Origin of the sequence: uncultured Flavonifractor sp., from assembly GCF_944385615.1 — a bacterium.
Classification (GTDB): Bacteria; Bacillota; Clostridia; order Oscillospirales; family Oscillospiraceae; genus Flavonifractor.
In genome coordinates, this window is record NZ_CALWXV010000076.1 from 19,117 (window position 1) to 41,041 (window position 21,925).

The 21,925-nt window shown below is 60.1% G+C and carries 16 protein-coding genes; 4 read left to right on the top strand and 12 right to left on the bottom strand.

All coding sequences use genetic code 11. The features are described 5' to 3' along the window. Nucleotides 1-4 precede the first annotated feature (4 nt). The 8 genes from rfbF to Q0J75_RS12455 all read right to left on the bottom strand — a co-directional run bounded on the left by rfbF (nt 5) and on the right by Q0J75_RS12455 (nt 8,581). On the bottom strand, nt 5-778 hold the full coding sequence (rfbF, locus tag Q0J75_RS12420) for a glucose-1-phosphate cytidylyltransferase (protein ID WP_297201831.1): 774 nt from the start codon (nt 776-778) through the stop codon (nt 5-7). Then, on the bottom strand, nt 775-2,877 hold the full coding sequence (locus Q0J75_RS12425) for a glycosyltransferase (protein WP_297201834.1): 2,103 nt from the start codon (nt 2,875-2,877) through the stop codon (nt 775-777). Before Q0J75_RS12425 ends, rfbF begins: the two co-directional genes overlap by 4 nt. A 101-nt stretch (nt 2,878-2,978) precedes the next feature. Beyond that, complete coding sequence (locus tag Q0J75_RS12430) at nt 2,979-4,472, bottom strand: flagellin (protein ID WP_297201837.1); 1,494 nt, start codon at nt 4,470-4,472, stop codon at nt 2,979-2,981. A gap of 360 nt (nt 4,473-4,832) precedes the next feature. After that, complete coding sequence (locus tag Q0J75_RS12435) at nt 4,833-5,039, bottom strand: alpha/beta-type small acid-soluble spore protein (RefSeq protein WP_297201840.1); 207 nt, start codon at nt 5,037-5,039, stop codon at nt 4,833-4,835. Between the two features lie 183 nt (nt 5,040-5,222). Further along, nucleotides 5,223-6,671, bottom strand: a complete 1,449-nt coding sequence (locus Q0J75_RS12440; RefSeq protein ID WP_297201845.1) for a nicotinate phosphoribosyltransferase — start codon at nt 6,669-6,671, stop codon at nt 5,223-5,225. Between the two features lie 5 nt (nt 6,672-6,676). After that, on the bottom strand, nt 6,677-7,213 hold the full coding sequence (locus tag Q0J75_RS12445) for a cysteine hydrolase family protein (protein ID WP_297201847.1): 537 nt from the start codon (nt 7,211-7,213) through the stop codon (nt 6,677-6,679). 54 nt (nt 7,214-7,267) lie between these two features. After that, the gene (locus tag Q0J75_RS12450) at nt 7,268-7,774 is read right to left on the bottom strand and encodes a GNAT family N-acetyltransferase (RefSeq protein ID WP_297201850.1); all 507 of its coding nucleotides are present in this window, start codon (nt 7,772-7,774) and stop codon (nt 7,268-7,270) included. A gap of 9 nt (nt 7,775-7,783) precedes the next feature. Further along, on the bottom strand, nt 7,784-8,581 hold the full coding sequence (locus tag Q0J75_RS12455) for a TIGR04255 family protein (protein ID WP_297201853.1): 798 nt from the start codon (nt 8,579-8,581) through the stop codon (nt 7,784-7,786). 135 nt (nt 8,582-8,716) lie between these two features. Between Q0J75_RS12455 and Q0J75_RS12460 the strand changes: the two genes are divergently transcribed. After that, on the top strand, nt 8,717-9,595 hold the full coding sequence (locus Q0J75_RS12460) for an aldose 1-epimerase family protein (RefSeq protein ID WP_297201855.1): 879 nt from the start codon (nt 8,717-8,719) through the stop codon (nt 9,593-9,595). A 61-nt stretch (nt 9,596-9,656) separates the two neighbouring features. On the opposite strand, the gene proS is transcribed toward Q0J75_RS12460, so the two are convergent. Both proS and Q0J75_RS12470 read right to left on the bottom strand, forming a co-directional pair. Then, the gene (proS, locus tag Q0J75_RS12465) at nt 9,657-11,096 is read right to left on the bottom strand and encodes a proline--tRNA ligase (RefSeq protein ID WP_297201859.1); all 1,440 of its coding nucleotides are present in this window, start codon (nt 11,094-11,096) and stop codon (nt 9,657-9,659) included. Nucleotides 11,097-11,228: 132 nt separating this feature from the next. Next, on the bottom strand, nt 11,229-12,857 hold the full coding sequence (locus Q0J75_RS12470) for an S-layer homology domain-containing protein (RefSeq protein ID WP_297201862.1): 1,629 nt from the start codon (nt 12,855-12,857) through the stop codon (nt 11,229-11,231). A 202-nt stretch (nt 12,858-13,059) separates the two neighbouring features. Here Q0J75_RS12470 and Q0J75_RS12475 point away from each other — a divergent pair, with 202 nt between their 5' ends. From Q0J75_RS12475 to Q0J75_RS12485, 3 genes are read left to right on the top strand one after another with little or no spacing between them, the layout of a single operon-like run. After that, nucleotides 13,060-13,632, top strand: coding sequence for a TetR/AcrR family transcriptional regulator (locus Q0J75_RS12475; RefSeq protein ID WP_297201865.1), 573 nt, complete (start codon nt 13,060-13,062; stop codon nt 13,630-13,632). Between the two features lie 13 nt (nt 13,633-13,645). Then, nucleotides 13,646-16,090: an efflux RND transporter permease subunit gene (locus tag Q0J75_RS12480; protein WP_297201868.1), complete on the top strand. Its 2,445-nt coding sequence runs from the start codon at nt 13,646-13,648 to the stop codon at nt 16,088-16,090. Then, nucleotides 16,087-19,257, top strand: a complete 3,171-nt coding sequence (locus Q0J75_RS12485; protein ID WP_297201872.1) for a peptidase — start codon at nt 16,087-16,089, stop codon at nt 19,255-19,257. The genes Q0J75_RS12480 and Q0J75_RS12485 overlap by 4 nt, the downstream gene beginning before the upstream one ends. A gap of 111 nt (nt 19,258-19,368) precedes the next feature. Here Q0J75_RS12485 and Q0J75_RS12490 read toward each other — a convergent pair whose 3' ends face one another. Further along, on the bottom strand, nt 19,369-20,970 hold the full coding sequence (locus Q0J75_RS12490) for a peptide chain release factor 3 (RefSeq protein ID WP_297201875.1): 1,602 nt from the start codon (nt 20,968-20,970) through the stop codon (nt 19,369-19,371). A 73-nt stretch (nt 20,971-21,043) separates the two neighbouring features. Then, nucleotides 21,044-21,691: an HAD family hydrolase gene (locus tag Q0J75_RS12495; RefSeq protein WP_297201880.1), complete on the bottom strand. Its 648-nt coding sequence runs from the start codon at nt 21,689-21,691 to the stop codon at nt 21,044-21,046. Nucleotides 21,692-21,925 lie beyond the last annotated feature (234 nt).

Here is a 21,925-nt window from a genome sequence, read left to right on the forward strand (position 1 = left end):
CCATTCACCACCGCTTCCACTGCGCTTGATGTGTATTCCAAAGATACTCCAGACCCTCTTTATCTCTTAAAGTATCCATACACTTCCAAAATCCCTGATGTTTATATGCTGTCAGCTTTCCTTCCTGTGCCAGTCGCTCCAACGGTTCCCGCTCAAAAACAGTGTCGTCACCGTCTATATATTGGAATATGTCTGGTTCCAACACCATGAAACCAGCATTGATCCATCCGCCGTCTTCTTTTGCCTTTTCTGTAAATCTCCGTACAGTCTGGTCCTGGTCAATTTCCAAAACGCCAAAACGTCCGCCAGGCTGGATAGCCGTGATAGTGGCGTACTTTTTATTTTGTTTATGAAATTCCAACAGACGATTCAGGTCCACATCCGATACGCCATCTCCATACGTCATCATAAATGGTTCCTGATCCAAGTATTTTTGGACACGCTTGAGCCGTCCTCCGGTCATGGTATTCAGGCCCGTATCTACCAACGTAACTTTCCATGGTTCGGCCACATTATTATGAACGATCATCCGATTGTCATGAGCAAAATCAAACGTGACGTCGCTTCTATGCAAATAATAGTCTGCAAAATACTCTTTAATAATATAGCCTTTGTATCCGCAGCAGATAATAAACTCATTAAAGCCAAAGGAAGAATAATACTTCATAATGTGCCACAAAATTGGAGTATCCCCAATTTCAATCATGGGCTTTGGCTTTAAATGGCTCTCCTCACTAATGCGGGTACCCAAACCACCGGCTAAGATAACAACTTTCATTGCAGGATGCCTCCATCCAGTAAATAAGCCACCTTCTGATAGGCCGGGCTGGCCTTAAGTTGGACAACTGCCGGATCATCCGGCGGATAGCTGGCAAGAATCTGGTTGATCTGCGCTGCCAACGCCTGTAACTCTGGAGATGCAGGCGGGCATAATGCGGCAGGGTGCTCCAATAGGAAGGCAACCGCTTGTTTCATGACAGGTGCGGCATCTAAGGCAGCTCGCAACACTGCAGGATATTCTGAAAGTTGAGCACTTTGCGCAATTTGAGAGGCCTTTCCCACATGGAGCATAAACTGGTGCAGCCCAGGCAGTACATTCCAGTGCTCTGGCTGAGAAAGAAGCACAGGGTTGTAATAAGCAGGCAGATATCGCTCTGATAGAGAGACACACAGACGCATCAAGGCCGCGCTGGAAACCGCATCCTCCCAGGTTTCCCTGCGCAGCGCCGCAAGGGAAAGGTCAAAGAAAAATTGCAGTTGAGACACGTCCGCACAGTGCTCCATCTGGGGATGAAGACCCAGGACTTTATGCGCTGCATCGGACCATGTCATTACAATCTCTCCCGCCAATCGGCGCAGAACATCTGAACTCAGTTGGAAAAATACGTTCGGGAGGGGAATCGCATATTCCAACAGGTGAGCCAAAACAGGCGCAGGAATATCCTGCCAATTTTCAACCTGCTCCATCCAATAGCCCGCTGTTTTAGGATCTGTACACTTCATCAACTGAACTGCCCGACCCAAATCGGTCTCCTTCAGCGGCTCAAAGAGCTCATATGCAGGACGCTCCGAACCATCCGCAAACAGTTCACCAGCGGCCTGTACCAATTCTAGCCGTGAGGGAGACAGTTCTGTGTCTGTAAGAACCGGGGCCAAGCGGCAAACCAACCGCTCCACAGAAACCCCTGCCTGATAGAGTAGTTTTAAATACCCCAGAAAGCGCAGACATTCTTTCGGATCTTCCTCCGACAGGGGAGCGGCAACCAGTGCTCTCTCCATCTGCTCATACGCACCAAGCGCATAGAGACTGTTCAGATAGCTGATGAACGCTTCCCGCCGTGCGCTGGGCAGAGCGCCAAACAACTTGCTGACACAAAACTGGAGCAGCTTTGGCTCATGCTCAATACGGTCCAGGCCTTGCTGGTAAAGCGCATAATACCGCAATACGCCTGAGTGATTCCCACACTTATCATACCATTTTACAGCGAGAAATGATACATCAACCTGCGTATATAGGCTATCCGGGAAAATTTTCCTTGCTAGTATACTCCATTTCTCCTGCTCCTGGTTATGGCCATACATGGCAGCACAGCGTACAGAGAGGGAAACAACGGCCGGTCCAAATCGTTCCCACTCCCACTTCCACGGCTCCTCAGATGGTTTTTGTGCCACCAGCTCTATTCCCATTTGGGCAAAGCGCCAAGCCTCCTCGGGAAAAATCAAGGAAGACTCCAGGCACTGTACCATGCGCCGGCAGCTCAGCGGGAACTGCTGGATCAAACGCTCCAGAAGAGTCAGATTACGGCGGGCTTTCGCCTGTGCCTCTTCCGGTGTGGCGTAGGTATATCCATCGTGTCGAAGAATGGTCTTGGAAAGCAGACCAGAATAAAAGCCTGCTTCCCGCACAGGCCAATATTCGTGAATTGCCCCCTGATAGCGCAGGCCGGTATCCATGCGCAGCAGGCGTTCTGCTGGAAAATCGCTGTACTCTCCATCCATAGTACGGGTGGTATAGTTCCGCTGGAGCACCAGCAAAGAGGCCACGGTGGGGTTTTTATTTGGATTTTTTAAAAAGGCGATTAGCTCGTCCGGGTCATCCAGATACTCATCGGCATCGACGGTAAAATACCATGCACCCTGGCAGCGTTCCATGACCGCGTTGCGGGCGGCAGAAAAGTCATTGGGCCAAGTGAGGTCAAAGAGAAGATCGGCATAATGGGCAGCCACCGCCCTTGTGCCATCTGTAGAGCCGGTGTCCGCAATGACCAGCTCGCACGAAATTGCATCACGCAGGGGCTGAAGCGCACGCAGGCATCGCTCGATGCTGCGGATGTCATTGCGTACGATCATACCGATGGACAACAGCGGCTTGCTCATGGAGGGTTCATCCTTTCTCTAGTAAGAAAAACGGGGCCGGCCAGAAGGACCGGCCCCGTACAGGGAGATCTTGTGATTGACTTGAAAGAAACAGGGATTGCTTACTGCAGCAGCTGCAGCACGCCCTGAGGCACGGAGTTGGCCTGGGCCAGCATGGCCTGGGCGGACTGAACCAGGATGTTGTTCTTGGTGTAGTCCATCATCTCCTCGGCGATGTCGGTGTCGCGGATGGTGGACTCGGCGTCCTGGATGTTCTCCTGCATGACGGACAGGTTGTTGATGGTGTGGTCCAGACGGTTCTGAGTGGCGCCCAGCGTACCGCGGATGTCGGAAACCACATTGATGGCGTCCTTGATCTTGTCCAGAGCCGCCTTGGCGCCGCCCTGAGAGCTGATATCCAGGGTGGACAGACCCAGAGCCTTGACGTGAGCGTCATTGATGGAGACCTTCAGGTGGTTGTAGTCGTCGCTGGTGTCGCCGATCTGCAGGTTCAGAGCGCTGCCGCTCTTAGTCATGGTCGTAGTAGCACCAGGAGTGTTGAGGGTAATGCCGTTCTTGGAGGCGGCTACCGCCAAGGTAGTAAGATCCTTGAAGGTTGCGCCGTCATTGCCGTCGGCGTTCTTGTTATAGGTGTACTTCACGCCGTTAATGTTGACGTAGTCGCCTTCACCAAAGGTACCGGACAGATCCACCGAAGCATCTTTGCCGGCAGTCTTAGTGCCCTCGGCAAACGATGCAGCAGTAATGGTTTGACCGTCCTCAGTGGTCAGGTTCAGAGAGATGCTCTTGATGTTGGCCTGGCCGGTCTTACCGTTGGTAGAGACAACGCCGCCCTCCTTGGTCTCAAACTTAACACCAGTACCGTCAACGCTGATGTTGAACAGGCTGCTCAGCTGGCTGTTGCTGTTCAGGGCGCCCACAATGTCGTTAATGCTGATGGCGCTGGCGGTAGTGAAGTCGGGGATATCCACCTCCACGGTTTGGGTGTCGCCGTTGCCATCCAGATAGCTGACCACCAGGCTGCCGGAGCCGCTGCTTACAGCAGTAGAGGCCGTATAGTTATAGGTTACCTCATTGTTGACAGCATCCGTAATAGTCAGGCTCTTGCCACCCACCAGGCCGCTGACGTTGTCGGCGGTGAACTGGAAGGGCTTGGCCACGGTGCTGGCGGACATGGAGCCGTCCAGCAGCTTGATGCCGTTGAAGTTGGAGGAGTCGGCGATACGGTCGATCTCGGTCTTGAGCTGATCCACTTCCTTCTGCATCTGAGCACGGTCGGTCTCGTTGTCGTAGGTGCCGTTGGCGGACTGCTCAGCCAGGGAGTACATACGGTTGAGCATGTCGTGGACCTCGGTCAGAGCACCCTCAGCGGTCTGCACCAGGGAGATACCGTCCTTGGCGTTCTTCTGAGCGCCCTCCAGACCGGTGATCTGGGCACGCATCTTCTCAGAAATAGCCAGACCAGCGGCGTCGTCACCGGCGCGGTTGATCTTGTAACCGGAAGACAGCTTCTCCAGGTTCTTGGAGAGAGCGGAGTTATTGGTGTTGTAGTTGCGGTAGGCGTTCATAGCCATAATATTGTGCTGGATACGCATATTGGATTCCCTCCTAATAAATTTCCGCATAACCGGCGCGTTCCTTCGCTCCGGTTCCAGTTACGGTGCGCGTTCTGTTATGGCCGCTGTGCGCACAACGGGCATAACAGAACGTGCGGTACTATTTCAGCCGGCCCGTCGACCGAATGAAATCATGGGGTGTGCCAGAGGCAATTTGCCTTCACTGCTTATATCGGCAGATTTTCAAAAAACGTTAGGGTATTTTGAAAAAATTTTTTCTAATATCTGGTGCGGTGTTTTTTCACAATGCCGAACCCCCCGTCCACAAAAAGAACCGCCGGTCTGTTGACCGGCGGTTCTTTCGCGATTACAGGACTTTTCTAGCCCAACAGGCGGTCATTACTGACCGGTCATGCCCTGCTCGTAGGCCTGGATCATCTTCTTGACCATCTGGCCGCCCACGGAGCCGGCCTCACGGCTGGTCAGATCGCCGTTGTAGCCCTGCTTCAGGTTGACCCCCACCTCAGAAGCGGCCTCCATCTTGAACTTGTTCAGGGCCTCACGAGCGCTGGAAACCACGGGCTGATTGCTGTTGCTGTTGGACATGATGTTGCATCTCCTTTGCAATCGTTTTGTTGGATCAGGTGATCCGAACATAGCTTTGCCCAGCGCCGGTTTTCTATGCGAATTTTCGTTTTCCAATCCATGGCGTACAAAAATCAGCCAATTTCACCACAATAAGTGAAAAAGCGGTCGCCAGACGGCGGCCGCTTTCCATGGACGGTATGCTTATTTACCTTTCTGATTCAGCAGGTCCCGCTTCAGGTCCCACAGCTTCTGGGACAGGTCCACATAGTAATTATGGGGGTTTTCAAAGCGTTTGACCTCGTCCCACAAAAGGTCGATCTGCCCGGCGCACCAGGCCCGCATCTCAGCGATGGGCGGAGAGTCGTACACCCGCTTTCCCCCCTGGAAGATGGGTACCAGCAGCTCCTTGGCGGTAAAGTTGGTAAAGACGCTGCGTTTCCAGGTGGCGTCCGGGTCAAAGAGCTCCAAAGGCTGGCTCTGGTCCACCACCTCATCCCACAGGGTGATGAGGTCGGCAAAGGCCTTGCCGGTCTCGTTGTCAAAGAGACGGTATACCTTCTTGAAGCCAGGATTGGTAATTTTATCCGGGTTGGCGCTGATCTTGATCTTGGGGATGATGGTCCCTTCCTTGTCCTCCACCGCCGACAGCTTGTACACGCCGCCAAACACCGGCTCGCTCTTGGAGGTGATAAGCCGCTCGCCCACGCCGAAGGAGTCGATCTTGGCCCCCTGGAGCAGCAGGTCCCGGATGATATACTCGTCCAGAGAGTTGGAGGCCACGATCTTACACTCGGTCAGTCCCGCCGCGTCCAGCATTTTTCGGGCCTTTTGGGACAAATAGGTCAGATCCCCCGAGTCCAGCCGGATGGCGCAGCTGGTAATGCCCTGGGGAAGCAGCACCTCTTTAAAGGCACGGATGGCGTTGGGCACGCCGGACTTCAGCACATTATAGGTATCCACCAGCAGGGTGGCTGAGTGGGGATAGAGCTGGCAGTAGGTTTTGAAGGCGGTATACTCGTCGGGGAACATCTGGACCCAGGAGTGGGCCATAGTGCCCCCAGCCGGGGAGCCGTACACCTCGTCAGCCAGGGTGCAGGCAGTACCGGCGCAGCCGGCGATGTAAGAGGCTCGAGCCCCCAGGATGGCAGCGTCGGGTCCCTGAGCCCGGCGGGAGCCGAACTCGCTCACCGGCCGGCCGTCCGCCGCCCGCACGATGCGGTTGGTCTTGGTGGCGATGAGGGACTGGTGGTTCAGGGTGAGCAGCAGGAAGGTTTCGATGAACTGGGCCTCAATGGCGGGCGCCCGGACAGTTAGGAAGGGCTCCCGGGGGAAGATGGGCGTGCCTTCGGGCACCGCCCAGATATCGCCGGTAAACCGGAAGGTGCGCAGATAGTCCAGAAAACCGTCGCAGAAGCAGCCCTTGCTCCGCAGGTAGGCAATATCCTCCTCGTCAAAGTGGAGCCGCTCCACATAGTCGATGACCTGCTCCAGACCGGCGGCAATGGCAAAACCGCCCCCATCCGGCACATTGCGGAAAAAGACGTCAAAATAACAGATCTGGTCGGCGTAGCCCTCCGTCTGGAAGTAGCCGTTGCCCATGGTGAGCTCATAGAAGTCACAGAGCAAAGTATAGTTCATGTGTTGCTTCATGGTATTCAAACCTCCCGGTTGATAACCGTGATTTGCAGGGCCTCCATCAGGTCCAGCACCTGCTTGTGAAGGACCAAATCCGGCCCGGCGGTGCAGGAAGCGTCCACCACCAATTCCGCCTCGGGCAGCGCCGCCTTGGCCATAACGGCGTTGGACAGCACGCACAGATAGGACACCAGTCCCACCAGCTCAATGCGGTCATACCCCTGCTTTTTCAGCCAGTTACCCAGCCAGAGCGAGGGAAAGGCCCCCTTGCACACCACCATGTCCCGGCTCTTATCCTGAGCCGCCCCGGTCTGGCCATACAGCTGCCAGCCCTCCGAGTTGAGCAGACAGTGAGGCACCGGCAGCTTTCGCCCCTCCTGGGTGTCCAAATAATTGGGGGTATGGGTGTCCATAGTAAAGGCCACGTCGTCCCCGGCGGCCCGGTAGGCAGCAATTTTGGCGACGATGGGGCCGTCCAGCTTCTCCGCTCCGGCAAAGCCCAAAGCGCCGTCCACAAAATCCTTCTGGTAGTCCACCACCAGCAGCAGCTTCTTCATGGCGGTCCCTCCTTCCATCTGTCAAGACACCTGTCCATTATAGCTGTGCCCCATTCAAAATGCAAGGGACTTCTCAAAGCAGGGATAGGTGAGGGGCCGGCCATGGAGGTGGATCTCCCCCACCTTGGAAAAGCCCCGCTTGCGGATCAATGCCTGCATCCGGTCGTTTAAGGAATAGGTATCCATCCGCATGGCTGTAATCCCCTGGCCGCGGGCTTTTTCCTCGGCAAAGGCAAACAGAGCGGTAGCCACCCCCTGCCGCTGAAAGACGGGGTCGATGGCCATGCGGTGGATCACCATGGCCGGGCGGGGGGTAGTCCAGGGCAGGGGGTCGTACTCGGGGGACTCGCTGGTGTTAATGCAGGCCACCCCCGCCAGTACGCCGTCCACCTGGGCGGCGTACAGCTCCCCCCGGGCAATGTCCCCGGCGTAAAAGTCCCGGGTGGGGTAGTCCTCCCCCCACTGAGGATTGCCCAGCTCATTCATGTGGACCACGGCCCGGCGGACCAGCGCCCACACCGTGTCCAGCTCCTGGGCCTGGACAGGACGAATGGAGATCATGGCGCCCCCTTATTCCGCCATGGGGGTGGGGCCCATGGCCTCATGGAGGGTATTGGTCACCGCGCCCCGGAAGAGGCAGACGGCAAAGCGGTGCATCTTCTCCAGTTTCTCAGGCACTGCGTCGGCGGTGAGCTGGCCGCCGGTGGCGAAATCCCCGTCCAGGATGAACCGGGTCTCCTTGGGCTGGTTGGGGTTATTGCCTCCCACCAGGCCGGGACCGGCGTGGAGCTTCATGCGGTAGCCGCCCACCAGGGGGGTCTCCACATCCAGGGCGCACTTGACGATCTCGCTCTCCTCCACGTCAGGCTCTCCCAGAATACCGATATACTGGCTCTGGATCAAATCGTCCCACAGCTGGTCCTCCAGCCCCAGGGCCTTGCGGGAGATGGCGTTGACATACCGCAGGCCGATGCGCTCAAAATAGGCGGGCTGGTAGATCTGGATAAACTGGGCCAGCGGCTGGTCCAGCCGGGTGGCAAAGTCCTCCCACCGCTGATAGGTCAGGGTGGACAGGGCGATAAAGTTCTGGGTCAGGTTGATCTTCCAGCGGCCGTCCTCCGAGATGAAGTGGTAGTTGGTCACCGGCTTCTGGGGCTCCAGCACGGTGCCGTTGCCCTTCTTCACCATTTTGGGGGGCATCTGCTCCTGACGGGTCATATACTTGGGGAAATCCTTCCGAATGGCCTCTTGAAAGGCGGCGGGCTCATTGGCCCCGATGGACAGGATGGTGGGGAAACGAAGCTGACAGATCACCTCCACCAGAGGGGACCGGGCATAGTGGAATCGCTCGTATGGCGCAAACAGCATAGTGGCTGCTCCTTCCTTTTTTCATAGTCTTATCTATTTTATCCCCGAATCTGTTCCATGTCAAACGCTTCGGCCTTGCAATCCCAAACTTTGGCCGGTATAATGCTTGTGACAAGAAATAAGGAGGCGCATAGGATGGAACTGGAACTGAAGCGGGGCGGGCGCACCGCCCGGGTGGCCACCCATGGCGGCGAGCTGGTGTCCTACCGGGACGAGCACGGTCTGGAGTACATCTGGACGGGAGATCCGGCCTATTGGCCGGGGCGCAATCCCCTCCTCTTTCCCATCGTGGGCGGGCTGCGGGACGGCAAAGTGTACATTGGGGAGAAAGAGGTCTCCATGAACCGTCACGGCTTTGCCCGGACCAGCGAGTTTACCGTGGCCGGTCAGGGGGAGGACTGGGCGGAGCTGGAGCTGCGGGAGAGCCCCGACACCCTGGCGGTCTACCCCTACCCCTTCAAACTGGTGGTACGGCAGCAGCTCACCGACACCGGCTTTACCACCACCATCACGGTGACCAACACCGGCGATCAGCCCATGCCCTTCTGCCTGGGCGCCCATACCGGTTTCCGCTGCCCCCTGGAAGAGGGAGAGGCATTTTCCGACTACCAGATCCTCTTTGACCAAAAGGAGACCTGCCCCACCCTAATCCCCGACGCCAACGGGCTGGATCGGGCCCGTATCCGGCCTTTCCTGGAGGACACCGACGCACTGGATCTGGACCACCGGTACTTTACGGAGATGGATACCCTGATTTTCGAGGGGCTTCAGTCCCAGTCGGTCCGGCTGCGGAGCAAAAAGAGCGGCAAGGGGGTGCGGATGACCTTCCCCGGCTTCCCGGTACTGGCCCTGTGGACCATGTCGGACAAGGCGGCCCCCTATCTGTGCATCGAGCCCTGGCACGGCGTGCCCGCGGTAGTGGGAGAGGGTCCCCAGCTGGCGGACAAGGCCTTCTGCATCACCCTAGCCCCCGGCGAGAGCCGCACCCTGGGTTATCAGGTGGATACCCTGTAACAGAAAGAACCCGGAGCATTTGGAAGAAACCAAACGCTCCGGGCTCTTTTTTGATACATTTTTAATAAGCCACGCCCCAGTATACCATGTGCTTGGCGGGCTTGCCGCAGATGGGGCACACGTCCCCCAGATGCTCCTGCTCCAGAGGGATGCAGCGGGAGGACACACCGGCCTCCTCTTTCATTTTCAGCTCGCACTCCAGATCGCCGCACCACATAGTCTTGGCAAAGCCACCCTGGGTGGCCATCTTCTCCTTGACCTCCTCCAGAGAGGAACAGGCATAGGTGTTCTCGTCCAGGTTCTTCTTGGCCTTGTCAAACAGACCCTGCTGCACGGCATCCAGCATGGTCTGGACGGTCTGCTCGATGTTGTCCAGGGAGACAAAGCTCTTCTCGCCGTTGTCCCGGCGGACCAGCACACACTGGTTTTTCTCCATATCCTTGGGGCCCATCTCCAGCCGCAGGGGCACGCCCTTCATTTCATACTCGGCAAACTTCCAGCCGGCGGACTGGTCGGAGACGTCCATCTTCACCCGGATGCCGGCGGCCTTCAGCTTGTCCATAACGGCCTGGTTGGCCTCGATGACGCCGGGCTTGTGCTGGGCCACGGGGATGATGATGACCTGAGTGGGGGCGATGCGCGGGGGCAGCACCAGACCGTTGTTGTCGCCGTGGGTCATGATGACGCCGCCGATGAGCCGGGTGGACACGCCCCAGGAGGTCTGGAAGGGGTGGTGGGGCTGGTTGTCCTTACCGGCAAAGGTGATGTCGAAGGCCCGGGCAAAGCCGTCGCCGAAGTAGTGGGAGGTACCGGCCTGAAGGGCCTTTTTGTCGTGCATCATGCACTCCACGGTGTAGGTGGCCTCCGCCCCGGAGAACTTCTCCTTATCGGTCTTGCGGCCCTTTACTACTGGCATGGCCAAGTAATTCTCGCAGAAGTCGGCGTAGATGTTGAACATCCGCTCGGTCTCTTCGATGGCCTCCTCAGCGGTGGCGTGCATGGTGTGGCCCTCCTGCCACAAAAACTCCCGGTGGCGCAGGAAGGGACGGGAGGTCTTCTCCCACCGCAGGACGGAGCACCACTGGTTGTACAGCTTGGGCAGGTCCCGGTGGGAGTGGATGATATCCTTGTAGTGCTCACAGAACAGGGTCTCGGAGGTGGGGCGGATGCAGTAACGCTCCTCCAGCTTCTCGGAGCCGCCCATGGTCACCCAGGCGCACTCGGGGGCGAAGCCCTCCACATGGTCCTTCTCCTTCTGGAGCAGGGACTCGGGGATGAGCATGGGCAGGTATACGTTCTCGTGGCCGGTCTCCTTGAACTTCTCATCCAGAATTTTCTGGAAGTTCTCCCAGATGGCGTAGCCATAGGGCCGGTAGATGAAGATACCCTTGATGGAGGAGTAGTCAATGAGCTCGGCCTTCTTGCACACGTCGGTGAACCACTTGGCAAAGTCCACCTCCATATCGGTGATCTGCTCCACCTGCTTTTTATCCTGTGCCATATCTATTCTCAATCCTTTATTCTAAAAATATATGCGGGGTTCAGCATTAGGCCTATCCATTTTATGCATTTATTGCTGAAAAGTCAAGCACAGGGCCCGGCTTACAAGAGCCGGGCCCTGTTTTTTCTTTTCTTACAGCTTGATGACCAGAGTGGCGGCAAACTGGGCGCCGGAGTACTGGCCGTAGAGCTGGAGCCGGTTCCCTGGCAGCAGGTCGTTCAAGCCCACTGTGGCGCCGCCGCTGGTCATAATGCTGGCGGCGGACACGTCGGCGGTGACCACGCTGCCGTCGGGCAGCTGAAGCGCCATGGTGTTGGTCCGGCTGTCGGCCACCAGCAGCGTGCCGGACAGCTGGGTGTCACGGTTGGGGGTATTCTGGGAAAAGGCCTGGATCTGGGACACCTGGCCGCCCCGGGTGGTGATGGTGAGCCGGTCCCCGTTGGACAGCTTGTCAAGGGTGCTCTCCACGCCATCCCGCCGGATGGTGGGCATAGTGGCCAGATCCAACTGGTAGACCGCGGTCTGCCCCTGGTCCGTCTGCACCACCAGGATGGTGGGAGTGCCGTAGGTGATACTCTGCAGCACCCCCTGGGCGGTGGTGGCGGTGCCGCCGGACAGCTTCAGCTCGGCCAGATGGCCCATGCCGTCCACCCAGCACTGGACCTGGGTATAGCCCGCCGCCGGATCAATGAGCTCCTGCCCCCCCACCTTCTGATCCACCTGCACCTTGGTGAACCGGTCGATGTCCAGTCGTCTGCTGGTTCCGTCCGCCACCAGGGAGATGCTGCCCTGGTCAATGGTGGAGACGGTGCCGGTCAGGGCGGTGAGGGTACCGCCCAGCCGGGCCGACTGGGCTCTGCCCGCCCCGTCCAGATTCACCCGGACATACTGCCCCGTCCGCAGGGCGGCGGTGGTGGTGCGCATATTATTCTCATAGATGGGCGTACCCGCCGGCAGGGTCTGGGTGCTCACCCCGCTGAGGTTGCTGGAGAGTACCATCACGGTGGTGCCGCTGCTGTCGGTGGATACCGAGCTGATGGTGCCCCCCACCCAGGGATAGGTGGTATAGGCGGGCAGCTCGGCGTAAATGCCCTGGGCATCGGTAAAGTCGATGGCCCGGCGGAGCATGGTGGCCATCTCCGCCCGGGTCAGGTAGCCCTTGGGCATAAACTGATTCTGGCTGTTGCCCTGGATGATGCCGTAGGTGCTTAGCAGATAGGCATAGGGCTTGAGCACCTCGGCAATGGCGTCGGCGTCGGTGTAGCTCATGGAATAGCTGGTCAGATTCTTGGCCACCGGCTCCAGCTGCATGGCCCGCACCAGATACATGGACAGATTTTCACGGGTGATGGCCTTGAGCAGGGCGCCCGATGTACACATGGCCTCCAATTCCTGGGTGCTGATGATGCCGGCCTCCAGACAGACGGCCATTTCCTCCGCCGCCCAGCCGTATACCGACTGGGGCAGGATCTGGCCCAGCTCCTCCGCCCAGCTGGCGGCAATGCGGGCTTTGTCCCCAGCGGACACGCCGGTGGTCCGGGAGCAGAAGAGCAGCGCCTCACAGGCGGTCATCTGCCGGGCCGGGGAGAAGGTGGTGGCACTGGTGCCGTTGATAATGCCCAGCCCGGCCAGATATTCCACATCTTCCTGGGCCCAGTGGCCCCTCATATCAGTAAAGCTCACCGCTGCGGCGGGGAGCACCAGCAGAGACAGCGTCAGCGCCACAGTTAACCCCAGGGCGGCAATTCGCTTTCCTTTCATCCTAATTTCCTCCGTTAAATACCAACAACTCTGGTTTCCATAAATACGATAGCTTCATTATACTGGCCCCACCAAAAAAATGCAACCTGGAAATCCCACAGGACAGATAGGCGGTTTTATTAATCGACATTTGTATTTTATCTTGACAGATGTAGTGTAATATAGTATGCTGTAGCGGTCTAAGAAAGGAGGCGGACCCACGATGGAAGAACGATCCGCAGAAAAGCTGGACCTGCGCCAGCGCAAGACCCGCCGCCAACTGACCCAAGCTCTGGTGGAGCTGATGGAGGCGCGTCCCTTTCAGGAGCTGTCGGTCACCGACATCTGCCGCCAGGCCATGGTCCACCGCACCACCTTTTACGCCCACTTTACCGACAAGCAGGAGCTGCTGCACTATCTGATGAGCCAGGTAGAACAGGAGTGCATTGCCGCCTGTGTGCCCCAGGACGCCCCCACCCCACGCCAGTTCTTTCTAACGGCGGCCCGCAACACCCTGGCCTTTTTCAAGGCCCGGAAGGCCTTTTACCGGGCCTGCCTGGAGAGCGGGGCGGACACCCAGACCCGCCGGTTGGAGGAGACCGCCGCCGAGGAGCTGTGCCGCCGGATGAGCCAGCCCCCCTTCCCCGACGCCATGCCGGGGGTGGACCCCCAGATCGCCGCCCGGTTTTATGTGGGTGCCATGCTGTCGCTGGTGCGCTGGTGGCTCAGCAGTCCCGATCCCGTACCGGAGGCGGTCCTGCTGGACCACCTGGACCATTTCATCCCCCACGCCTGAGAGGAATCTGCCTATGCAACCGGAAAAAAAGACCGAAACCCCCATGACCAAGCTGGCCCGCTTCATCGTAGACAAGCGCAAGGCCTTCTTTCTCATCTTTATCGCCGCCCTGATCTTCTGCGGGGCCTCCATCAACAAGGTACAGGTCAACAACGACATCACCTCCTATCTGCCGCCGGAAACCGAGACCCGCCGGGGCCTGACCTTGATGGACCAGGAATTCATCACCCTTGGCACCGCCAACGTCATGGTATCCAACGTGACCTATGACACGGCGGCCGCCCTGGCCGGACGGCTGGAGCGGCTGTCCGGCGTGTCGGAGGTGGCCTTTGACGACACCGCCGACCACTACCGGGATTCCGCCGCCCTGTTCACCATCTCCTTTGACGGCGAGGCCGCCGACCCGGCCACGGTGGAGGCCCTCCACCGGGTGGAGGAGGCTTTGGAGGGCTACGACGTGTCGGTGTCCACCGAGGTGGGCCGGGACACCTCCGCCTCCCTGCGGCAGGAGATGACCGTCATCCTGCTCATTGCCGCCGCCGTCATCGTGGTTGTGCTGCTCTTCACCTCCAAAAGCTACATGGAGGTACCGGTGTACCTCATCGTCTTTGTGGCGGCGGCGGTGCTCAACATGGGCACCAACTTCATCTTCGGCACCATCTCCTTTATTACCAACTCCATCGCCGTGGTGCTCCAGCTGGCCCTGGCCATCGACTACGCCATCATCTTCTGCCACCGGTACATGGAGGAGCGGGACGGAGGCCTGGACCCCCGGGAGGCCGACATCGCCGCGCTGAGCAAGGCCATCGTGGAGATCTCCTCCTCCAGCCTGACCACCATCTCCGGTCTGGTGGCTCTGATGCTTATGCAGCTGCGCATCGGCTTTGATATGGGCATCGTGCTGGCCAAGGGCATCGTGTGCTCCATGCTGTGCGTTTTCTTTCTTATGCCCGGGCTGCTGATGGTATTCCAAGGCCCCATCGAACGTACCCGCCACAAAAATCTGGTGCCCCAGATCAACTTCTGGGGCAAGGGCGTGGTAAAGCTGCGCTTCGTGGTGCCCCCTATCTTTTTGGTGGTGGTCATCGCCGGGGTAGTACTGTCCAGCCAGTGCGTCTATGTCTTTGACACCAACGACGCCGATTTTGACAACAAACCCGACTGGCAGCTGGCCGACGAAAAGGTGACCGCCACCTTCGGCAAGAAAAACACCATCGCCATGCTGGTGCCCCGGGGAGACTACCACAAGGAGCAGCTCATCCTGGAGCGGGTGTCCCAGCTGCCCCAGGTGACCCAGGTCACCGGACTGGCCAACATTCCGGTGGAGGACGGCCGGATGCTCACCGACGACATCTCCCCCCGGCAGTTTGCCGAGCTGGCAGGGGTGGACGTGGAGCTGGCCCGGCTGCTTTTCCAGGCCTACGGCCTCAGTGTGGAGGAGTACGGAGCCATCTTCCAGGACCCGGACGACTACGCCGTCCCCCTGCTGGACATCTTTCAGTTCCTTTTGGAGCAGAAGGACAAAGGGGTGGTCAGCCTGACCGGCGATCAGGCCAGGCAGGTGGAGGACCTGCAGGCCCAGCTGGACACAGGCCTCAAGCAGCTCCAGGGGGAGAACTGGACCCGGATGGTGTTTGTGGCCGACGCGCCCACCGAGGGGGACGAGACCTACGCCCTGCTGGACCAGATCCGGGCCATCGGCCAGGACTACTACGACGACGTGGTGCTGGTGGGCAACTCCACCAACGCCTTTGATCTGGCCAGCTCCTTCTCCGGCGACAACCTGAAGATCAGCGTACTTACCGCCCTGTTCGTCATGGTGATTTTGCTGTTCACCTTCAAGTCTGCCGGTCTGCCGGTGCTGCTGGTGCTCACCATTCAGGGCTCTATCTGGATCAACTTCTCCTTCCCGGTGCTCACCGGCACCAATCTGTTTTTCCTCAGCTATCTGGTGGTCAGCTCCATCCAGATGGGAGCCACCATCGACTACGCCATTGTCATCACCAACCGCTATCTGGAGCTCAAGACCGTCATGGAGCCCCGGCAGGCGGTGGTGGAATCTCTGAGCCAGAGCTTCCCCACCATCCTCACCTCCGGCTCCATCATGGCGGTGGCCGGGTTCCTCATCGGCGGCATCTCCACCGACGCCACCATCGGCTCGGTGGGCCTGACCCTGGGCCGGGGCACTCTGACCTCCATCCTGCTGGTCATGACCGTGCTGCCCCAGCTGCTGCTGTTGGGAGACGCCCTCATCCAGCGCACCGCCATCACCCTCAACCGAGACCGGGCCCAGCGGTTCAACAAGGGCACCGTGCGGCTGGACGGCCACGTCCGGGGCCATGTGTCCGGCTTTGTGGACGGGGAGTTCAAGGGCCTCATCCACGGCAGCGTGGACGCCCTTATTGAGAGCAAGTACCAGGAAATCGAAACCCAAGACAGCCAGGAGGACCAGCCATGAACCGAACCAAACGTATTCCAGCCCTGCTGCTGGCGGCGGCAATGCTGTGCTCCCTGCTCCCCCCCGCCGCGGCGGCCAATCAGGTGACCATCCGGGACCTGTCCGGCTTTCTGGACTTTGCCCACAGCTGCACCAAAGATACCTGGTCGGTGGGGCTGACGGTGGAGTTAGCCGCCGATCTGGACCTGAAGGGGGCCGACTTCTCCCCCATCCCCATCTTTCAGGGCACCTTCCACGGCAACGGCCACACCATCAGCGGGCTGTCCTTTCAGGACAAGGGCTCCCGGGTGGGCCTGTTCCGCACCCTGACGGATACCGCCGTGGTGGAGGACCTGACGGTGGAGGGTACCCTCCAGCCGGGCGGCACCGCCGGGCAGGTCGGCCTGGTGGCCGGAGAAAACCACGGCACGGTGCGGGGCTGCACCGCCCAGGGCACCGTCTCCGGGCAGGAGGACGTGGGGGGCGTGGTGGGCCTTAACGGCGAGAGCGGCACCGTGGAGGGCTGCGCCAACCACGCCGCCGTCTCCGCTCCCCTCAACGCCGGTGGGGTGGCCGGGCAAAATCTGGGCACCCTGTCCGCCTGCGCCAACTCGGGCACCGTCAACATCGACCCTGACCAGGAGGCCCCTTCCAACTCCGGCGGAATCGCCGGACTGTCCCGGGGGACCATCGCAAGCTGCACCAACACCGGCGCGGTGGGCTATCAGCATCTGGGCTACAACGTCGGGGGCATTGCCGGTCTCCAGTCGGGGACCATCCTAACCTGCTCCAACACCGGCGCCATCCTGGGCCGGAAGGATGTGGGAGGCATTGTGGGCCAGTTTGAGCCCAGCGTAGAGGTGCGCTACGGCACATCCCCGGCGGACGCCCTCAATTCCAGTCTCTCCACCCTCTTTGCCGGAATGGAGGACTTCAGCAGCCAGCTCAACGCCATGGCGGGCCGGGGACTGGAGGACGCCCAGGTCATTCAGGACGCTTTGGGGCAGATCCGGGACCGGACCCAAGCCGCAGGCAGCGAGGGGCTGGAGGACTACCGGGCCATGACCGACCAGCTGGATCAGGATGTGGTGGCCCTGGGGCAGGCGCTGGACCGCCTGCGGGCCCGGGTGGACCAGTTCTCCGACATTGCCGGGAACCAGCTGGACATTCTGCTGGACGAGACCGCCCGCTTCCGGCGCAGCCTGAACCAGTGGATGGACAGCGCCGACAGCGCCTTTACCCAGGCGGTGGATGCCCTGGATGTTACCGCCGGCCGCATCGACAGCCAGGTCCGCCAGATTCAACGCCAGCTCCAGGCCATATCCAACGAGCTGGACAACCTGAAGCGTTACCTGGAACAGCTGAGCGACTGTCTGGTCCGCCTGGATCTGGAGGGGGCGCTGGCCCTCACCTTCCCCACCCTGGACCCAGCGGGCCACCTGTCCGCCATACGGGATCTGCTGGCCGGGCTGCCCGGCCTGGTCAGCGATCTGACCAGCCGCTGGAACCAACTGAGCCAGCAGGCCTCCCAGGAGATGGGGGCGGCCCGAGACCAGGCCAATCAGGCCGCTGACGCCATCCATGCCGCCTCCAGCGTGCTGGTGGAGGCGGGCCGAGCCCTGTCCGACGGGGCCCAGCAGGAACTGGATGCCGTCAGCGCCCAGTCCGACGCCATCCGCGCCCTGTTGAAAAACTATTCCGACACCCTGGGCGACAAGGCACAGGCGGCGGCCGAGGACATTGGAGACCAGCTGGACGTGGTCCAGGACCGGGTGGCTCAGATGACCCAGGCCGCCGGGGCGGACAACGCCGCCCTCCACGCCGCCGCCCAACGGGTCACGGCGGCTCTGGACCAGGTGCGCCAGGCTATCTACGAGCTGGGGCAAGAGCCGGAGCTCACCACCTCCGACCTGTCTCAGGACCTCACCCAGGGACCCGGCCTGGTATCCGGCTGCACCGCCGCCTGTACTGTGGAAGGAGACTCCAACGTGGGCGGCATCGTGGGAGCTGTGGGGGCCGAGGTGGGAGACGACCCGGAGGCCACCTTTGATGTGGGGGATGTGAAGCTGCTGGCCGACGTGTACGCCACCCTGCGGGCGGCGGTACGGGACTGCCGCTTTGACGGCGGGGTCACCGTGAAAAACGACTGCGGCGGCGGTATCGCGGGCCGGTGTACTGTGGGCGCTCTGGTGGACTGCGCCGCCCGGGGCACTGTGGAGACGGGCACCGACTACTGCGGCGGTATTGTGGGACGCACCAACGGCACAGTCGTCCGCTGCGCCGCCCTCACCGACCTGACCGGCGGCAGCTGGCTGGGCGGCGTGGCCGGTCTGGGCGGGACCCTCACCGATTGCCGGGCCATGGTACGGGCCCAGGGCGAGGGAGAATACCGGGGAGCCGTTGCGGGCCAGGCCGACGGTACACTCTCGGGCAACCGTTACTTGTTGGAGGAGCTGGCGGGGCTGGACGGGGTGGACCTGACCGGCCAGGCCGAGGGGCTGGACTTTACCGCCTTCTCCCAGCTGGATCACCTCCCGGCGGATTTTCTTACCTTCTCCTATCGCTTTGTGGTGGACGGCCAGACGGTGGCCGAGATCCCCTTCTCCTACGGGGCCGATCTGGACCAGACGCTGGTGCCCGAGCCCCCGGTCCGGGACGGCACATATGGAGAGTGGCCCGATTTCCCCGTGCAGGGACTTACCCGCTCCATGGTGCTGGAGGCCCAGTTCACCCAGCCCACCGCTACCCTGTCCTCCGGCGGGGAGTTCCCCACCCTGCTGGCCCAGGGCAGTTTTGACCCCCAGGCCACGCTGACTTTGGAGGACCGGTCCGATCTGCCCGCCCTGCCGGGCTATCAGAGCCTGGGGAGCTGGTCCTATACCATCACTGGCGGCGAAACGAACACCGTGACCCTGCGCCTGCGGGCGGCGGAGGCGGTCCGCCCGGCGGCGGCCATCCAGGACGGGGATGGGAACTGGCAGGTGGTGGAGGCCCAGCAGGACGGCAGCTATCTGGTGTTTGAGGCCCCGGCCAGCGGACAGCTGCTTTTGCTGGACCAGCCCACACCCAATCTCATCCCCATCGTTCTGGGGGTGTGCATCGGACTGCTGGCCTTGGCGGCAGTTCTGCTGCTCCTGCGGCGGCACCGGAAAAAGCCCTCCAAGCCCGCCCCCAGTCCGGTCAATTGACGCAAAACCCGGCACGCCACCGTTGGTCGAGTCCAGTATTTCCAATGGTTTGCGGGTTTTGGCCCGTACACGCAAAGCGGCCCGCGCAACGCTGCGCGGGCCGCTTTTTGCTTAGAATTTGGTGCCGCCGAACTCGTGGAAGGTGAGGTTTTTGTTGCGCTCCTCCGTCCAGCCCACAGCCCACTGGGAGCCGAAGAGCAGCAGCTGGTTGCCCTTGTAGTCCTCCACCAGCTTGGTGTCGGTGCCCAGGTTCAGGTCCTCCTCCTTCACCGGCTGGCCGTCCTCGGTCTCGATCCACCGCAGGTACTCGTAGGGCAGGCCCTCCATGTAGAGGTCCACGTTGTACTCGTTTTTCAGCCGGTACTCCAGCACGTCAAATTGCAGGATACCCACCACGCCTACGATAACCTCCTCCATGCCGGAGTAGGGAGTCTTGAAGATCTGGATGGCGCCCTCTTGGGCGATCTGCTCCATGCCCTTCAAAAACTGCTTGCGCTTCATGGTGTCCAGGCTTCTCACCCGCTTGAAGTGCTCGGGGGCAAAGGTGGGAATGGGGTCAAACCGGAACTTCTTGGCGGCGGTACACAGGGTATCGCCAATGGAGAAGATGCCCGGGTCAAACACGCCGATGATATCCCCTGCGTAGGCCTCCTCGATGATCTCCCGCTCGGCAGCCATCAGCTGCTGGGGCCGGGACAGGCGGATTTTCTTGCCCCCCTGAACGTGGTAGACCTCCTTGTCCGCCTCAAACTTGCCGGAGACAATGCGCATGAAGGCAATCCGGTCCCGGTGGGCCTTGTTCATGTTGGCCTGGATCTTGAAGACAAAGGCGGAGAAGCTGTCGTCCATGGAGTCAATGATCTCCTCCCCCGCCTTCCGGGGCAGCGGGGCGGTGGTCATCTGGAGGAAGTGCTCCAGGAAGGGCTCCACACCGAAGTTGGTAAGGGCGGAGCCAAAGAACACGGGGGACAGCTTGCCGTGGCGCACCCGGTCCAGGTCGAACTCGGCGGCGGCGCCGTCCAGCAGCTCGATCTCGTCGGTGAGCTGCTGGTGGAGCCGCTCCCCGATGAGGCCGTCCAGGTTGGGGTCTCCCAGTTCCACCTCGGTGGCGGTGGCCGCCTTGGCCCCGCCGTTGGAGGTAAAGTGGATGATCTTCTTGCTACCCCGGTCGTAGACGCCCTTGAACTCCTTGCCGCAGCCGATGGGCCAGTTGACGGGATAGGTCTCAATGCCCAGCTCCTTTTCCAGCTCCTCCAGCAGCTCAAAGGAGTCCCGGGCCTCCCGGTCCATCTTGTTGATGAAGGTGAAGATGGGGATGTCCCGCATGGCGCACACCTTGAACAGCTTGCGGGTCTGGGCCTCCACGCCCTTGGCGGCGTCGATGACCATGACAGCGGAGTCGGCGGCCATGAGGGTGCGGTAGGTATCCTCGGAGAAGTCCTGGTGGCCGGGGGTGTCCAGAATGTTGATGCAGTAGCCCTCATACTGGAACTGCATGACGGAGGAGGTGACCGAGATGCCGCGCTGTTTCTCGATCTCCATCCAGTCGGAGGTGGCGGCCCGGGTGTTCTTCTTGCCCTTGACCTGACCAGCCTGGGCGATGGCCCCGCCGTAGAGCAGGAATTTTTCCGTCAGAGTGGTCTTACCGGCGTCGGGATGGCTGATGATGGCAAAGGTACGCCGGCGCTTGATTTCAGATTCGTATTGTGACAAGGTGATGTCCTCCTTGTTAAAATGTCAAATATTCATTGGTGAGGGGCGGCGTCCCCGACGTCCCCTGTCCATATCACGGCGGGCTGAGCCGTTCCACCGCCGCCGGGATATCCGCAAAGGCATCCGCCGACGGCACCGGACGGTCAATGTGCCCAAACCCATAGGCGGCGTGGAGGAAGGGCACCCCGGCTGCCATAGCGGCGTTGTAATCCCCCTGGGTATCCCCAATGTAGAGGGGCTTTTTCAAACCATTGCGCTGGACCACCAGGGCGATGTTGTCCCCTTTGGGCTTGCCGGTGCGGCCGGGATTTTCATAATCCTTAAAAAACCGGCCCAGGCCGTGGGCCTGGAAAAAGGCCTCGATATACCCGGCCTGGCAGTTGCTGACGATAAAAAGGGGGTAGTCCGCCACCAGCCGCTCCAGGGTCTCAGGCACCTGGGGGTAGAGCACCCCGCCGTGCTGGGCCACATAGGAGTTCTCCACCTCCAGCAGCTCGTCCAGCAGGGGGCGGATCTCCGCCTGGGGAATATCAGGTACCAGCTTTTTCACAATGTCGGGCAGCAGCATCCCCATACAGCCGGTGACATTCTCCCGGTTCACCAGCCCGGCCAGTTGGGGGGCCCGCCGTTCCAGCACGCTGTTCCAGGACAGGCAGATGGCATCTACCGAATCCCACAGGGTACCGTCCAGATCAAAGAGCAGTCCGTCAAACAAAAACACGCGCCTCCCGCTTCAGCCTCAAAAAACGACCACATCCACCCGGATGCAGCCGACAAGAATACGATGTTACTATATCATACCCCAACCTGATTTTTCAAGCCTTCCCCGGCCCGGTTTTACACAAATAAGCCGGGACTGCACTTATGCAGTCCCGGCCCAGCCTGTCGAAAAAGTCCAGCGAAAGCTGGGCTTTTTCGTTTGCAAGAGGTAAAATAGCAATAGGTGGTGAGAAAG